Source organism: Kurthia senegalensis (genome assembly GCF_000285595.1).
GTDB lineage: Bacteria > Bacillota > Bacilli > Bacillales_A > Planococcaceae > Kurthia > Kurthia senegalensis.
Genome location: NZ_HE611064.1, coordinates 81,059 through 97,530 on the forward strand (window position 1 = coordinate 81,059; position 16,472 = coordinate 97,530).

The following is a 16,472-nucleotide window of genomic DNA, read 5'->3' on the forward strand; positions in this document are numbered from 1 at the left end:
TAATGGAGGTTTTTGTTGTGACAAACGGAGTAAAGACACCCCCAGGTTTCGAAGAGTGGCTACAATCATTTAAAATTCCAGAAGAAGGCTTTTTAAAAGAAAATGTTGATAAATTTACACGTTTTCAAGAAGTAATGACGACAGATGCCGAACCACAAGTAGGTCAAACACCGAAAGAAACAATTTGGACGAAAAATAAAGCATCTCTTTATCATTACGCACCAGCGAAAAAGAAAACAAATCAAGTACCGATTTTATTCGTTTATGCGCTTATTAATAAAGCGTATATTCTGGATTTATATCCGGGGAATAGTCTTATTGAGTACTTAACAGATCAAGGACACGACGTTTACCTACTTGATTGGGGTGTAGCAGGTTACGAAGATCGTCATATGAAACTAGACGATTACATTTTAGATTACTTACCGCATGCAGCGAAAAAAGTATTGCGTCATTCAGGTGCGAAAGAGCTTACGCTATATGGTTACTGCATGGGTGGAACGATGACGGCTATTTTTGCTGCTCTGTATGCGAAGCTTTTGCCAATCCGAAATGTCGTATTAATGACATCGCCAATTGATTTTTCAGAAGCGGGATTATATACGAAGTGGCTTAATAAAGAGACGTTCCAATTAGATAAGTTAGTTGACGTACTCGGAAATATTCCATTTGAGATGATTGATTACGGAAATAAATTATTGAGTCCTATTTCAAATTCAATGGGAACGTACATTAATTTAGCAAGCCGTATTGATAATGACCAAGCTGTCCTTAATTGGAAATTGATGCAAACGTGGCTCAATGATGGGGTTCCTTTCCCGGGAGAGTCATATCGTCAATGGATTCGAGACTTTTATCAAGATAATAAATTAATTAATGATGAATTGACGGTACGAGGGCAAGACGTTCGCCTGCAGCATATTACAGCGAATTTACTTAACATTTGTGCTATGCGTGACAATATCGTGATGCCACATCAAATCCAAGCATTGAATGAAAAAGTATCGAGTAAAAATAAAACATTACATGAAGTACCGACTGGTCACGTATCGGTATGTACGGGGCGTTACGCGCAAAAAGAGATTTATCCATACGTTAGTGAATGGTTGCATAACAATTCTAAATAATAAAAAACAGGAGTCGCTAAGCGATTCCTGTTTTTTATTTCGTTATTCGTTGAATTTGTTGTAAAAGATCCGTCTGATGTTGTTTTTTAAACGTGTCGTATAAAGGGATAAACGTTCGTTTCCATTCTTCCTTCTCTTTCTCCGATAAAGTGACAATTGTCGTACCGTACTGTTTCATCGCTTTCAAATCCGCTTCATTCATCGCTTGCGCATTTTTCTCATTCCACTGTGAAGCTTCATTCATCGCATTTGTGATGACCTGTTGATTCGTTTCCGATAAACTTTCCCAAAATGATTCATTCATTAAAACACCGTATCCGAGAATCCCATGATTAGATAATGTAATATACGGTTCTTTTTTGTAAAAGCTTTTCGAAAAAATATTCGAGAGCGTATTTTCTTGTACGTCTATTTTCTCTTCATCAATCTTTTTGTTCACTTCATCAAAAGAAATCGCATTCGTACGTGCCCCTAAAAGCATTCCTTGTTGAAGTAAAATGTTGCTATTCATCGTTCGCATAGAGCGCCCTTTAAAATCGGATACGTGTCGTATGCTTCGCTCGTTTGAAATCATTTGTTTGAAACCATTTTGCCAAAAGCCTAAGCCATGTAAGCCTTCTTCTTTTGTTTTCGATAGGAGTTCCTTGCCAATCGCACTGTTTAAAATAGATTGTACTTGTTGTTCATCTTTAAATAAGAAAGGAAGGTCAAGTACTTCCCAAGAAGGGACAACGGTCGAAATTTTAGAATAAGTAGGGGCAATCATTTGAATTTGATTTGTTTTTAATGCATCCATTTCCGTTTCATCATTGTATAACATACCATTCGGATACAATTCAACACGGATTTTGCCATTCGATTTTGATTCGACTTGTTTTTTAAAATAAAGAGCTGTTCGTCCTTTTGGGGTGTTTTCAGCGACGACGTGACTGAAGCGGATTGTAACAATCTCATTAAGTCCAACTTGCTCAGCATCGTATGCTGTTTGTTGTTTCGTAAAATTAGGGTATGCGATTAGTCCAATAACGAGACATAAAATAATACCAGCTGATCCGATGTACATACGCATATAGTTCACTCCTTACACTTTCAAGTTTCCCTATTTTAACACGGTATTCATGATAAAATGATACTAGTTTATAAAGGGGATGTCATCATGCAGCATAGAAAGTTATCGATGAATGGGAAAATCGTTGCATTACTTTATTTCATACTCGCTTTTTCTTTTTTAGTCATCGGCATTTTCATATTGAATAACATACGAACGAATCAGCAACAAGCTATGTCAGACAGAGCAGAAGTAGTTGCTCAAACAGTAGGGAAGCTGACGGTTGTGACACAAACATTAACTAATCAAACGTTATCGAATCAACGACGCGCAACTATTTTAAAAGGGCCGATAGAAAATGTTCGTTTATCGAATGAAGCGAAGTATATTGTCGTCATGACGATGGACCATATTCGTTTAACACATCCAAACGAAGGGCTTATTGGACAATCTTCTACGTCTGGGGACATAGAAGATTCTTTCACTGAACACTATTACACTTCAATAGGAAAAGGGGAATCAGGGTATGTAGCGAGAGCATTCGTTCCAATTATGAATGCGAATCATGAGCAAATAGGGGTTGCGCTCGTTGGCTACGCGATTCCTACAATGTATGAAATCGTCCGTTCATTGAAAGTGGAAATACTCATCGGAACGATGATTACGCTTATTTTCGGTGCGTGGGGTGCTTTTCTCGTCAGTCGTAGTTTAAAAAGGGAACTATTAAACAATGAACCACATGAAATTGCGAAAATGTATATTGAACGGACAGAGACATTTAATGCGATGCACGAGGGAGTCATTGCGATTGATACGACGTTTTGTATTACTATTTTTAACGATAAAGCTAAACAAATATTAAACGTAAAGGAGCCCAACTTAATCGGTCAAAACATTTATGATGTTTTACCAGACTCTCGATTACCTGAAATACTTGATTTCAATCAACCTATTTACAATAAAGAATTATTGATTAATCAACATACGATTTTATCGAATCGTGTGCCGATTGAAGTGGAGGGGGAGACAGTAGGGGCGATTGCGATTTTCCAAGATCGTACGGATGTAAAGAAAATAGCAGAGGAACTCACAGGCGTCAAAGAATTCGTACAAGCGTTACGTGTACAAAATCATGAACATAAAAATAAAATTCATACCGTAGCGGGCTTGATAGAACTCGGCAACTATACGGAAGCGCTACACTATATACAAGATGTCAAAATAGAACAAGAAAAAATACATCAATTTTTAAATGAGCGGATTCAAAATAAAAATATAGCTGGTCTATTATTGAGTAAAGTGAATCGAGGAAAAGAACTCGGAATTCAAGTCGAAATTGATAATCAGAGTATGTTGCAGTACTTACCAGAAGCACTTTCGTTAAATGATCTTGTTATTATATTAGGAAACTTAATTGAAAATAGCTTTGATGCACTGCAACTAGCTTCTATTGAACCGAAAGAAGTGTTATTAAGTATTGACCAAAATGAACAAGTTTTAACAATTCTCATAGAAGATAACGGCATCGGGATGAGCGATGTACAAATAGAGCGGATTTTCAATAATGGCTATACGACAAAAAATTCGAAAAATCATGGCATTGGTTTGTATTTAATCCAAGAAATTATACAGAAAGCGAACGGAACAATTGATATTCAAAGCACAGAAAAAATGGGGACGAGTATCGTGTTAACTTTTGAAATGTAGGGGTGGAGTGTATTGTTTAAAGTACTTTTAATAGAAGATGATCCAATGGTTCGACAAGTAAACGAACAGTTTATTGAAAAGGTATCCGGTTTTGAAGTGATCGCTATTGCAAAAAATGGTGTAGAAGGTGTTCAAAAAACGGTGGAATTACGACCAGACCTCGTTTTTATGGACGTATTCATGCCGAAGCAAGACGGAATCGAAAGTTTGCGTCAAATACGGGAAAAGGGACTTTCTGTAGACGTCATCGCCATTACTGCAGCGAATGACTTACAAACAATTGAAAAAATCGTACATCTCGGTGTATTTGATTACATTATGAAACCTTTTTCATTCGAAAGATTACAGACGGCGCTCATGCGTTATCGTCAATTTAAACAAAAGACAGCACATAAAGAAGCGTTTACTCAAAGTGAATTAGATGAGTTGTTGCATTATCCAACAACTCATGCGCAACATGAAAATGAATTACCAAAAGGGTTAAATAAAGCGACTTTAGAAAAAATTATCGCACATATTGATACGCAAGAAGCGGCCATTTCTGCAGAACAAGTGGCAAATGGGGTAGGGCTTGCTAGAGTAACTGCACGTCGATACTTAGATTACTTAGAAAAACAACATATCGTCGAAATTCATATTCAATATGGAGGGGTAGGAAGACCAGTCAATCAATATCGTTTACTTCCACATACGACATAGGAGGTACTTTATTTGAAAATTGTGCGTAAAACGAGTTTTACAGAAGCAAATGATCATACATTTACGATTTGTAATGCGAAAAATCAGCTTTACTATCGTACAAAAAAGAAATGGACGTTTGCACGTTTATTTAACTTGATTTCACTATTATTTTCGGAAACGTATGATTTGTATACAGTTGACCATCAATTAGTATGTGCGTATCGAAAAATAAATCGTACAACGTATAAAATTGGGCATCAAAAAGTGGCCTACGCGTTAAAAAATGGCGATCGTACATATACATGGCAATCTAGCACGAATACGTATACGCTGTATTCACGTTATATGACATCTATTTATTTTAAAAAGAATGATGAAATACCTGTAAATATTTCATTTCATTATACGTCAGAATTTAAAGCTGAAATGGAAATAAATTTACAACCGATGAATGAAGCGGATTTGGTCGTTGTTATGAGTATTTGCATCAATGCGTATTTTCAACGTAATATCGATGGGAAATTATTTTAAAATGAGTAAACCAAAATATATGCGTATATGCATATACACATATATCCGTATACGCATATACGCTCGCATAAAAGTTATTTAAGAAGATACGCTTAAGGTTCAGCACACGAATCAACTCAACTGATGAAATGATATAAGTACATAATTCATTCATAAAACACGACAATAGTTAAGCGTATAAATCAAGTAGCATGAAGAAAACAAAATACTGCATACCGTGGTATGCAAAGAAACGATTAAAATGTACGGGAGTTAAAAACCATACATTTTAATTTTAAATACTCAACTTCCTCTAATATATATTATGTAAACTAAATAAAATAGAATAAAGGGTTAGCGTTCTCCTTCTTATATTTGGGCTAACTATTTATAAAATGCCAAACTTCCTGTTCTTTCTATTTTTATTTTATTTCGATCTTATTACGCCGTCTATTTTCCATACGTAAATGTAGAATAAATTCCATATGAAAATCGAATCCGTTTTCGTACAAAATCCGCTTCGTTTTATCCAGCCTATGAGCAAGTCGCATATTTTTCTCATTCTAAATCATACATTTTGAGTAATATGATGTTTTTTAGAGCGAAAAATGTCTTTTCTTTAAAATATGCCCTTTTTATCGTTATAGAACAAATGTTCGTTTTCGCTTTTTTTACCCCGCTTCTGTATAATGGTATAGACTACAAATCGAAAGGTTTTGAGAACATGTCTAACGTAGAAAAATTATTAACGAACGCAAAAGAATTAATGACACAATCCCGCTTGAATCAAGCAATCAATATGTGTACAGCAGCAATTCAAGAAGAACCTGCAAATAGTAATATTTATCGCCTATTAGGTGAAGTGGCATACTTAATGGAAAATAAAAACTTAGCAATTGCCTCTTACTTATCTGCCCTACATATTGAAATTGCGAAAATCGAACATTACGGCTTAACAGAGCAAACGCAACCGATGTACGATCAAATTCCGGATGAGATGAAAAAGGATTTACCTGTAGTAGGCGCATTCCTTTTATTCTATGATACGAATACGTTACGTAACTTAGCACATGCCGTTGCGGACTACGACGAAAATGCGGTAAATAGCGAGGAACAACTACAACTATTTAAACAACTGTATCGTCATCAGTTAATGCAAAATCAAGAAGGTTTCCAAGCGTTATTAAACGAAAACAATTGGACAGAAAAAGAATACAATGAAAATGAAGAGTCTTTCTATATTCCGATCGGTAAAGAACTTGCTGAAGCTTGGGTTCGTTGGGATCAATTAGAAAGTCTTGACGTAGGACGCCTTTATTTCGGCACAGAGCCCGCTTCTAAAGAAGAGAAACCGAAAGAGGAAGATAAAGACTTAGAATCTGTTAATCGCCTATACAGCATGCTATTTAGTCAATTACTGCAATATGTTGATCAAGATAGCGTTCAAAAAGAATACAATGCGATGTTAACAGGTGAAAAAGTAACGATGAACGGTAAAACGGAAGTATATGAACATTCCCTTTTACAAAAAATCGCTTCACTTACAGGTAAGCAAGGTTTACTCCTCGAGTTATTAAAAGAATTAATTCGTACGAAGACGTCTTATTCAACAGACGAATTGGATGCCAAACTAGCAAAATCTGAAGAAGATAGCTTAACGACATACAATCAAGTGATTCCTATGCTAAAGCAAATGTATAAAGGCTCTGAACAACAAAGAATCGATGCATTAGAGCGTGATTATAAATTGTATTCATTTACGAATAGTTTATTAATGGATTTAACGATGATGTTAAATGATAACGAAGCATTATTAACACGTTTAGCAATCGTTTCACCCCGAAATGAACGCGAATGTGATTCAACAATATTGCGGGTACTATTTAAGTGAGTTATTCCCTACTAACTAAATAATAAATAAAAAGAGCAGTTCCTTATAAGAGGAGCTGCTCTTTTTATTTATTGTATACATTAAATTAATGATTTTACGACTTTCGCCATTGTTTTTCCGTCTGCTTTACCGGCAAGCGCAGGTTTCGCAATTTTCATTGCATCACCCATATTCATGCCTTTTGTAATGCCTGCATCTGTTAAAACTGAAACGATTTCATCTTCTGATAATTGTTTCGGTAAGAAAGCGTGTAAAATATCCAATTTACGTTTTTCCGCTGTAATTAAATCTTCACGTTTTGCTTGTTCAGCACCTTCAAGTGCTTGCTCAGTTTGTTTCACTTCACGTTGAATAATCGCTAGTTCATCTTGTTCTGAAACAGGAGCGCCTTGTTCTTTCGCTTGTAAATCAATTGCTGATTTCACGAGAGTTAATACGCCTTTTTTCAACGTATCTTTATCGCGCATCGCTTGTTTTAATTGTGTAAATACTTCATCTTTAATCATGTTTATCACTCCTATGCTTCTATTGTAGCACTTTTAAGGAATACGACTACCCTTTTGACTCGGAGCTCATTAAAAAGAAGCGTGTTCAATTGTCATTTGTTTGAAAAACTGTGCGACCATCTGCGTTCCTTCTTCCGTTCCAATAGACTCTGGATGAAATTGTACACCGTATATCGGATAATCCTTATGTCGAATCGCCATAATCTCTTGGTCATCTGTAGACGTCGCTAGTACGACAAGACTGTCTGGTAACGTATCCGGATCAATGACGAGCGAATGATAACGCATAACCGTTGGATGTTCTGAACATAATTGGAATAACGACTGTTTTTCTTGAATCACCAAATCCGAAAATTTTCCGTGCATAATTTGCTGTGCACGTATAATATGTGCTCCGAAAGCTTGACCAATTGATTGGTGACCTAAGCAAATACCTAAAATAGGGAATTCCATATACAACTGTTGAATAATTTTTAAAGTCATCCCCGCTTCATCTGGCGTTCCTGGACCTGGGGATAAAACAATCGCTTCAGGGTTCATTTGTCGTATGTCGTCAATCGTACATGCGTCATTTCGTACGACATGTACGTCATAGCCTAAACTGGCGATTTGTTGGAAGAGATTGTACGTAAATGAATCATAATTATCGATTAATAAAATCATTTACAACACCTCCAATAACGCTTTCGCTTTATTAAGTGTTTCTTCATACTCCATCTTTGGTATCGAATTATAAACGATACCGGCCCCTGCTTGAACGTATGCCTTTTCATGTCGGACGACCATCGTACGGATGGCAAGTGCCATATCCAAATCACCGGAAATCGATAAATAACCGACAGCCCCTGCATACACACCTCGTTGATGCGTTTCAAGCTGATTGATTAGTTGCATTGCCCGAATTTTTGGAGCCCCTGATACCGTTCCAGCAGGTAATGTCGTAGCTAACACGTCCATCGGATGAACCGTTTCTTTTAAATGACCAGTGACTTCCGATACGATATGCATTACGTATTTATATTTTTCAATCATCATATATTTTTGAAGTTGTACAGAACCGATTTCACATAGCTTACCAATATCATTTCTACCTAAATCAACGAGCATACGATGTTCCGCTAACTCTTTCTCATCTGCAAGAAGTTCTTTTTCGAGCATTGCATCTTCTTCAGCTGTTTTTCCACGCTTCCTCGTCCCCGCAATTGGATTAGTCGTCACATATCGATTCGTTACTTTTACAAGACTTTCTGGAGACGTTCCGAGAATCGTGTAGGAATCAAATTGTAAATAATACATATACGGTGAAGGGTTACTTAAGCGCAATTTACGATATAAGCTCATCGGGTTCCCTGTAAAGTTTGATGAAAAGCGCTGAGACAGCACAATTTGAAAAATATCGCCTTTTTGAATATGTTGTTGACTTCTTTGAACGATCTGACAAAATTCCGCTTCTGTCGTAGAAGATTCAAAGTGAAGCGGTTCTAATTCATCTGCCGGAATGAGTGTCGGATGTTCAATTTGATAAATCATCTCGTCAACACGGTCGGCTAATTCCTTTTCTGTCATCCCTTCATGAAACAAATCAATCGCAACAATAGATAACGTCGATGTTACGTGATCCAACACGATAAAAGAATCGAAAAAAAGTAAGTGCACATCAGGCATATCCAAATCATCTCGTAACTTATGACCAATATCCTCATGTTCAAAAGCTGTTTCATACCCGATATAGCCAATCGCCCCTCCGTAAAATGAAAAAGGATAGTTTGTCGGTTCATTTGGCATTAATTGTTTCATTACATCAAAAACGGACTGTGTATGTTGAATGTTTGTACCGTCTTTTAATTTCTCTATTACATGTCCATCTTGACTAATAAGCTCTTTTACTGGATTTGCTGCAATAAATGAATAGCGACCGCTTTCTTCGTACTTATCACTTGATTCGAACAATATTTTTTCTTACCATATAAAGAATGATATAACGAAATCGGCGTTACTAAGTCTCCTGGGATCTCTTTTTGAATATACGTTGCTGTTCTCTGCTCTACTGTCATATGAATCTTCCTCTCTACTCTAACTCTGCTCGGCTAAAAAATCATAAAAAAACTCCATAGAGAAAATTTCTCTATGGAGGACGAAGGATTCCGCGGTACCACCTCTGTTATAGCAATAAGCTATCACTCGTACATAACGGTGTACGACCGAATTTCCATACTATCATTCAGGAAACTACTCAGAGGCCCATTCGCAATTTGTAAATGATTAGGCTTCCACTATCCCTAACTCGCTCACATTTACCGACAATTGTTACTATCCCTCATCAACGCATTATCATGATTATATACAGTGTAAAATAAATTAATTAATTTTTCAAATATTTTTATTTTATTTCTGCTGTACGTTCAGGATTTTGGCAAAAGCGTAGCATATAATGAACGTAACGACGATTCATTGTTATTTGATGTGTCAACGATTCTTTAATTACTTCGTAAAATTCATTTCCAAGATCCGTCCCTTTAAGTTCCCGCTTCGTACGACGTTCATCAGGCCATCTTCCGACGATGTATTCTAATTCTTCAAGTTCCCACGAAACGTTATATAAGTAACCGTTAGAAGGCGCCCAGCCGTAACGATCTAACAATTGTTTTTCAACATCTGCCATCGAAAACGTACTCCGCGTTTGAGCAATGTTGAATACCATAAAACGCACGATATCTTTAATCGAAATTAATTTTGAAAAATAGCTGCGAAAAGCTTCGGGTAACTCATGGCTTGGTTTCGGTGGCTTCTCGCCGTTTTTTGTCAAATCATAATAAAAACGGTCCAACACTAAAACAATTTCACTAAATCGAGATTCATAAAGCTCTCGGTAACGCTGCAGACGATTTAACCCGATTTCCGTTATTTGATAACGAACTTTACGTCCCTCTGTGTAACTATCTAAAGCACCTTCCCCTTCTAAATTTTTAGCTACTCGCGCCACATATTCATAGCCGACCGTTCTACCGGGGAACGTTTCTAAAAAATTAAAATATACTTCTCTTGGATATTTTGAACTTTCTTTCGTTTCATATAAGAAAAATAAAGCGATCGTATCTTTTACACTGAAGCCGACTGCTTGCTGAAATGTTTTTTCTTTCATCAAAATCGCTCCTTTTTAATTAATTTTAACTGTAGAAGCATAACTTTTTTTAGAAGCATGCCCTGTTGTATCATAAAGTATAACACTCGCTTTGTAATTTTTAGCTTTCTTCAATACTTTCGTCGTAAACGAGGTTGTTGTAGACTTCCCAACATATATGCCATTTAAATACACTTTCGCATACGCGTAATCAGGTGTCCCCTCTACTTCCCATTGCACGAGTGCTCGTTGGTTCGTTGCTACTTTCACACGAATATTTTTTGCAGGCTTTGGAGGCGTCACATCTTTTAACGTCGTAAACGACAATGTTTGAGGTGTTGCGCTAACGCCTTGCGTATTTAAAGCCCGCACTTCTATTTTTTGTTTTTATTCGCAGTTAAGTTCGGTATCGTCAACGAATTATTTGATGTACGGTATATTTTTTTACCATTCACATTTACGTAAATGGTTTTCCACGTATCGGTCGCTTTTCGTTCAAATGTAAGCGTCACACGATGATCTTCTATATGTTGAATATGAATATCCGATACTGCGGTCGATTTTTTGTCTGTTTTATAACTATAAATAGGCATACCATATCCGTACGTTTGGTCATATCCCTTCGTACCTAAGTCTTTTGACAATCCACGTAATTTACTTTTAATCGTCGTAGGAGAAATATACGGGTACTGTTGTTTTAATAAGGCAACCATCCCTGTTATATACGGTGTTGAAAAAGAGGTCCCATACGCCTCCCAAAAATCGCCCGTAGAAGAAAGCGTGACAATGTCTTCTCCAGGTGCTACAAAGTCAACACCTGCCCCTCTATTCGCAAAATTGCTAATTTTTTGTTTCTTGTTAACAGAAGAAACGGCAATGACTTCTTTGTATTTAGCGGGGTACGTAATTTTCTTTTTTCCATCGTTTCCTACAGAAGCAATAACGACGATATTTTGCTCTACCGCTTGTTTAATCACACGATGCAAAGCAGGAATATCCTCGTACAAACCTGATGAAATCGTAATAATGTGTTCTTTATTTTTAATGGCTTGTTGAATCGCTTTTACTAAGTATTCGACTTCCCCTACTTGTGTACCGTCCTTGTATTTGTAAGAAGTTAAAATAGCTTGTGGGGCTACGCTAATCATCGTATACGGAAAAAGATTTTTCGTAAGAGGTTTCGCATTGATGATCCCGGCTACACCCGTGCCATGTCCATTTTCTACACGATCAAAAATATCTCCCTCGTTCCACTTCGTACGTAGAACATCTTTCGTCACTGTTACACGTGTTTTTACATTCGGCAAAAATCCACTATTTTTATTAATACCGGTGTCTATAACGCCGATTTTCACTTTTTGCCCAGCAATCCCTTGTGCCCATGCATCCGAAATATGAAGTTGTTTCAATTGGGGGCTTACTTTCTCTGACGTATACAACGCATTTGCATGACTTGTCATCGAATTAGCTATCAATAAAAGACCGACCGTAACACTTACTGCAATTTTTTTCGAAAAATGACATTTCATCTCGTTCGCCTCCTTTTCTTTATTATACGAAATAACACATGAAAAAAGGAAGCGTACACTTTAAAAGCATCGCTTCCTTTTTTCACACTCTTTTAATCGATGAATTAGAATTCAACCCATATTTCGTTACAATCCGCTCTATTTTATCGCCAATTGATTTCGTCAGCAATAAAAGAAAAACAATGTTAGAAAGTGCATATGTAAACGTATACGGTAAAGCCGTTACACTCGCTTGTAAGTAGCGGGTCAACGAAAACCCATTTTCATAAGATAACGTCGTCCAAATATCCATCATAAAGGAAAATAGCACGCCTGTTAAAATACCGAAAATAATGAGCGGTACTTTTTTCATCATCCACTGTTTTTTACCTAATAGCCCCGCAATAAAACCAATCGTTCCCCACGTAAACATTTGAAAAGGTGTCCAAGGACCTTGTCCAAATAAAATATTGGAACAGATAGCTGATAAAGCGCCTGTTAAGAAACCTGCTTCTGGCCCAAGTTTAAACCCGGTAATTGCTGTAATTGCCGTAACTGGCTTAAACGCAGGGAGCCAAATAAATGCCGCACGCCCAACGACAGCAAGAGCTGCCATAACAGCGATAATCATCATTTCCTTTGCATCGGTCTTCCGCTTCTCAAAACGAACGAAAAAAGGAATACACGCAATGAATACGATACACATCGAAATCATATTGTATTGTTTTTCTTCTAAAAGAAAATAACCAACATACAAGACGACTGGAATAACTAAAAATAAAAGAATCCCGGTAAGTAATTTACGCTTCAACGTATGCACACTCCTTTTTTGCATAATGAATGAGCTGAGGTAGCGTTGTCGCACCTTGTATCCACTGGCGCGTCATCCGATGAACGGCTGTCGTATAAAAATGATTGCCGGTGAAAAAAGAATTTGTCGGTGCACAACTAACGATTTCTCCATCGAAAAACAAAGCGGCACGGTCTGCATACAGTGCGCTAAATTCTAAATCGTGCGTCACGATGAAAATCGTTTTTCCTTGTTGTTTTAACTGCGTTAAAAATGTTGCAAGTTGTTGTTTCGAATCAAAATCCATTCCTTTTGTCGGTTCGTCTAAACAAATGATACTCGGGTTATTCAATAACACTTTTGCTAAAGCGACTTTTTGTTGTTCTCCACCACTTAAATCGTACGGGTGTTGCTCGAACAAATGCGTAATCTTCAATTGTGCCGCAATAGCTCGTTCTTTTTGTCGTTTTTCCTCTTCAGACATTGTCCAAACAGACGTCACGTCCTGTAATTCTAAAAGAACCGTTTTAGCTGTAAAAATCGTTTGTGGATTTTGCGGACAAATCCCAATCCATTCACGGTAAACTTTGGATTTTTCATATTTTTTAAACGGTTTCCCATACAATGAAACCGTGCCACCCCGACTCTTTAACAAGCCCGTCATCACTTTCATTGCAGTCGTTTTACCAGATCCGTTTCCTCCGAGTAATGTAAAGATTTCTCCTTCATACAATTGAAGAGAAAAATCTCTCAATACGTCTTGCTCATGCATGCTATAGCTAAAATGACTATTTCGAATTTCTAAAGCAATCGGTCGTTTTTCGGTGCGAGTCGGATTTTCTAAAATTTCTCCTTTCGGCAACTCGTGACGAATCCATTCTTGTCCTTGTTGAATCGTTAAGGCGACATCTGCCACAGCCTTTTGAAGCGTATATTGCAGCTGTACGCTTGCCGGGAAACTAAGTTGAAAAGCAGGGACGAGTTGTTCTGTTTTCATTTTACGAATAACCGCTCGTGGCGTATCGTTCGCTACGACTTGCCCTTCATGTAACACGATGATTCGATTCGCAATCGAAAATAACTCTTCTAAACGATGTTCAATCATAATGACTGTAATCCCAAGTTCTCGTTGCAGTTGATGTACAGTACGAATAAATTCCACTGCCGCAATAGGGTCAAGTTGTGACGTCGGTTCATCAAGTAGTAAAACATCAGGTTGCATAACCATGACACTCGCTAAGTTCACGAGTTGCTTCTGTCCTCCTGATAATGTTGCTGTATCATCATGGAACCAATTTTGAATACCGAAGTAATGAGCCATTTCAGCTACTCTTCGTCGAATTTCATTCGTCGGCATACCGAGATTTTCTAAGCCAAACGCTAATTCATGCCACACTTTATCCGTTACGAGCTGTTGATCTGGATTTTGCATTACATAGCCAATTCGAGTCGCTTGGTCACGCTCAGACAATGTGTGAAGCGGTTGCCCATCAAATACGATGCTCCCTTCTTTTTCTCCAAAAGGAGCGATTTCTTGCTTCAACTGTTTTAATAAGGTCGTTTTTCCACAACCAGATAATCCACATAAAACGACAAATTCTCCGCGTTCTATTTGTAAGTTTATTTCGTTCAGTGCTGGATCTATCTTTTTTGGATAGGTGAACCGAACGTCTTTAAATTCGATAAATGCCACGTAAAAGCCTCCCATACGTATAACGCAATAAAATACATCGCCATCATAAAGAATGAACTATAATTTATGATAGATAAAATAGAAAATGACATTTTAGCAAATGTCGGATAAAAATAAAAACATCTTGTTTACTCCAAATGAAAACGAGTTGCACGATTAAAAAGAATAAAAATGGTAATGCGTACTTCGTATCCCGCTTCGACCATCGATAAATGGCAAATGTCGTACGTCCTTTTAACCCAAACCCCCTTGCTTTCATAGAATGACTACTTTCCATCGCATTTTCTAAAGCCCACGTAATTAAAATCGATAAAATGCGCATCGCTGCTTTTAAACGCTGTATGACATTCCCTGTAGAAGGGTCTAGCCCGATTGCTTTTTGTGCGCTCACAATTTGCTGTAGTTGATAATTCAACAATTGAATGAGGCGCATCGTGATTGATAGAAGCAACGCAAGTTTCGGTGATACGTTTCCGAATAAATAAATAAACTGATCGGTCGTCATAATTTTACTTAAAGCATTCAGCCAAAAAAACATCGCTAAAAACAACACACTCATATTGATACCATATGCGAGTGCCTCTAATGTAATCGCTTGATGGTTCACGTAAAGAAGCGGCGTTTCACCGTCGTGTGAGATGAGTGGATTCACGAGTGCTGTGACAATACCAATTGGAATAAACCATTTTAATGATTTAACGAAACTACGCCAATCAAGTAAGCAATTCAAGACGACACTACTAATGAGCGATAGAAGTAAAAGAAGTGGATGCTTCGTAAACATCGTCAGAATCGTCAAACTAACAAAATACGTGAATACTATAAAAGGATGCATTTTTGAGAAAAACATCGTCGTCGTTGTCTGCATGTTAATAGCCGATATCCTTTCCGAGATTCACTGTATATTGCCATGAAATACGATCATTTTTCTTCACTTCATAACTGGAAACACCTACATTAGGTGCTTTGCCGTTAATCGCATACATCCAACCTGAAAGAGAACCCGCTTGTCTTTCGTAAATGTGCTGAATACCTTTTACGTATATCGATCCGTATTTCGTTTCCGTCGCCCCTGTATAATCTACATGGATACTATTCATTTGAAGTGCCTTCCTCGTTACAGTCCAAGCCGTATCTCCTTCTTCAATAGTGATTTTCGTCTGATTTAAAATCGCTCCATCACTCGGAACATATTTTTCGGATTGTATACCTTCTGGAAGTAACGCATAGTTCTCTTCTTTTAACAGCGTATCAACACGTACTGAAACGAAAGCATACTCCTTCGTGTCAGGCTTTTCTATCGGTGCATCTTGTTTCGGTTTCGTTGTCACAACATTTGTCGTATTTGAAGATGTTGTCGTTTGCTCTTGTTTTTTTGATGTCGTCTCATCTTTCTTTTTAGCCGATTCAACGTCTTTTTCTTTTTGGCTGCTGCCTTTTTCTCTTCTTTCTTTTTCATGACAGAGGTACGTTCTTTTTCTAAGCTTTTTGGTGACGTACTCACGGATTCTTTTTTAGCTTCAATCGTTTTCTTAGATGATGCATTCTGTGTTTCCGCTTCATTTCTTTTCGAAAATTGCTCTTGCTGTTTCTCAACTGGTATGACGGTCTTTTGAGTTACAATCGTTTCGTCTTTTTTAAGTTCTTCTGTTTCTTTATGAGCTTTTTCTTTTGCAACGACTGAAGGAGAAGACGATTCTTCAGTCGTTGCTTGTGTCGTATTCGTCTGTTGTGGCGATTCTTCCTTTTCGACTTGTTTTTCAACAATTTGTTCGTTCGCTAATCGTTCTTTTTCTTCATCATACTGTTGAACGGTTTGAATGTTACAACCAGCTAAAAAAGCTGTTAGTAGCCCTACCGCAATAATTTTACGCATCGAACTCCCCCTTA

At 37.3% G+C, this 16,472-nt stretch carries 18 protein-coding genes and 1 other annotated feature; of the genes, 5 read left to right on the plus strand and 13 right to left on the minus strand.

Annotated elements, in window-relative coordinates:
- The first annotated feature begins 17 nt into the window (after nucleotides 1–17).
- Nucleotides 18–1,127 carry a class III poly(R)-hydroxyalkanoic acid synthase subunit PhaC gene (gene phaC, locus KSHG_RS00755; protein WP_010300415.1) on the plus strand — a complete coding sequence of 370 codons (1,110 nt, stop codon included), beginning with the start codon at nucleotides 18–20 and terminating at the stop codon, nucleotides 1,125–1,127.
- A 34-nt stretch (nucleotides 1,128–1,161) separates the two neighbouring features.
- Here phaC and KSHG_RS00760 read toward each other — a convergent pair whose 3' ends face one another.
- Nucleotides 1,162–2,196: a DctP family TRAP transporter solute-binding subunit gene (locus tag KSHG_RS00760; RefSeq protein ID WP_010300418.1), complete on the minus strand. Its 1,035-nt coding sequence runs from the start codon at nucleotides 2,194–2,196 to the stop codon at nucleotides 1,162–1,164.
- 87 nt (nucleotides 2,197–2,283) lie between these two features.
- Here KSHG_RS00760 and KSHG_RS00765 point away from each other — a divergent pair, with 87 nt between their 5' ends.
- From KSHG_RS00765 to KSHG_RS00780, 4 genes are all read left to right on the plus strand, one after another.
- Complete coding sequence (locus tag KSHG_RS00765) at nucleotides 2,284–3,882, plus strand: ATP-binding protein (RefSeq protein ID WP_010300421.1); 1,599 nt, start codon at nucleotides 2,284–2,286, stop codon at nucleotides 3,880–3,882.
- Between the two features lie 12 nt (nucleotides 3,883–3,894).
- On the plus strand, nucleotides 3,895–4,581 hold the full coding sequence (locus KSHG_RS00770) for a response regulator (protein ID WP_010300424.1): 687 nt from the start codon (nucleotides 3,895–3,897) through the stop codon (nucleotides 4,579–4,581).
- A 12-nt stretch (nucleotides 4,582–4,593) separates the two neighbouring features.
- Nucleotides 4,594–5,094 (plus strand): hypothetical protein, encoded by a 501-nt coding sequence (locus KSHG_RS00775; protein ID WP_010300427.1) that lies wholly within the window; start codon nucleotides 4,594–4,596, stop codon nucleotides 5,092–5,094.
- Nucleotides 5,095–5,797: 703 nt separating this feature from the next.
- Nucleotides 5,798–6,964 (plus strand): hypothetical protein, encoded by a 1,167-nt coding sequence (locus KSHG_RS00780; protein WP_147630469.1) that lies wholly within the window; start codon nucleotides 5,798–5,800, stop codon nucleotides 6,962–6,964.
- Between the two features lie 80 nt (nucleotides 6,965–7,044).
- Here the strand turns inward: KSHG_RS00780 and KSHG_RS00785 are convergent, their stop codons facing one another.
- The 12 genes from KSHG_RS00785 to KSHG_RS00835 all read right to left on the minus strand — a co-directional run bounded on the left by KSHG_RS00785 (nucleotide 7,045) and on the right by KSHG_RS00835 (nucleotide 16,458).
- A complete protein-coding gene (locus KSHG_RS00785; protein ID WP_010300431.1) occupies nucleotides 7,045–7,470 on the minus strand; it encodes a GatB/YqeY domain-containing protein in 426 nt (141 codons plus the stop codon).
- Nucleotides 7,471–7,539: 69 nt separating this feature from the next.
- Nucleotides 7,540–8,133, minus strand: coding sequence for an anthranilate synthase component II (locus KSHG_RS00790; protein ID WP_010300434.1), 594 nt, complete (start codon nucleotides 8,131–8,133; stop codon nucleotides 7,540–7,542).
- Complete coding sequence (gene trpE, locus KSHG_RS15775; RefSeq protein ID WP_010300436.1) at nucleotides 8,134–9,420, minus strand: anthranilate synthase component I; 1,287 nt, start codon at nucleotides 9,418–9,420, stop codon at nucleotides 8,134–8,136.
- Nucleotides 9,354–9,524: a hypothetical protein gene (locus tag KSHG_RS19055; RefSeq protein WP_315970493.1), complete on the minus strand. Its 171-nt coding sequence runs from the start codon at nucleotides 9,522–9,524 to the stop codon at nucleotides 9,354–9,356. Before KSHG_RS19055 ends, trpE begins: the two co-directional genes overlap by 67 nt.
- Nucleotides 9,525–9,597: 73 nt before the next feature.
- Nucleotides 9,598–9,803 (minus strand) — a binding site (T-box leader).
- Nucleotides 9,804–9,850: 47 nt separating this feature from the next.
- On the minus strand, nucleotides 9,851–10,612 hold the full coding sequence (locus KSHG_RS00800; protein ID WP_010300440.1) for a hypothetical protein: 762 nt from the start codon (nucleotides 10,610–10,612) through the stop codon (nucleotides 9,851–9,853).
- 15 nt (nucleotides 10,613–10,627) lie between these two features.
- Nucleotides 10,628–10,963 carry a hypothetical protein gene (locus KSHG_RS00805; protein ID WP_010300444.1) on the minus strand — a complete coding sequence of 112 codons (336 nt, stop codon included), beginning with the start codon at nucleotides 10,961–10,963 and terminating at the stop codon, nucleotides 10,628–10,630.
- 2 nt (nucleotides 10,964–10,965) lie between these two features.
- The gene (locus KSHG_RS00810) at nucleotides 10,966–12,120 is read right to left on the minus strand and encodes a S8 family peptidase (RefSeq protein ID WP_010300447.1); all 1,155 of its coding nucleotides are present in this window, start codon (nucleotides 12,118–12,120) and stop codon (nucleotides 10,966–10,968) included.
- An 82-nt stretch (nucleotides 12,121–12,202) separates the two neighbouring features.
- The gene (locus tag KSHG_RS00815; protein ID WP_010300449.1) at nucleotides 12,203–12,910 is read right to left on the minus strand and encodes an ECF transporter S component; all 708 of its coding nucleotides are present in this window, start codon (nucleotides 12,908–12,910) and stop codon (nucleotides 12,203–12,205) included.
- Nucleotides 12,900–14,582, minus strand: a complete 1,683-nt coding sequence (locus KSHG_RS00820; protein WP_010300452.1) for an ABC transporter ATP-binding protein — start codon at nucleotides 14,580–14,582, stop codon at nucleotides 12,900–12,902. The genes KSHG_RS00815 and KSHG_RS00820 overlap by 11 nt, the downstream gene beginning before the upstream one ends.
- A 64-nt stretch (nucleotides 14,583–14,646) precedes the next feature.
- Entirely contained in the window at nucleotides 14,647–15,450 is an 804-nt protein-coding gene (locus KSHG_RS00825; protein ID WP_010300454.1) for an energy-coupling factor transporter transmembrane component T family protein, read from the minus strand.
- Between the two features lies 1 nt (nucleotide 15,451).
- Nucleotides 15,452–15,913 (minus strand): DUF4430 domain-containing protein, encoded by a 462-nt coding sequence (locus tag KSHG_RS15780; RefSeq protein ID WP_010300457.1) that lies wholly within the window; start codon nucleotides 15,911–15,913, stop codon nucleotides 15,452–15,454.
- Nucleotides 15,910–16,458, minus strand: coding sequence for a hypothetical protein (locus tag KSHG_RS00835; protein ID WP_010300460.1), 549 nt, complete (start codon nucleotides 16,456–16,458; stop codon nucleotides 15,910–15,912). The genes KSHG_RS15780 and KSHG_RS00835 overlap by 4 nt, the downstream gene beginning before the upstream one ends.
- Between the last annotated feature and the right edge of the window lie 14 nt (nucleotides 16,459–16,472).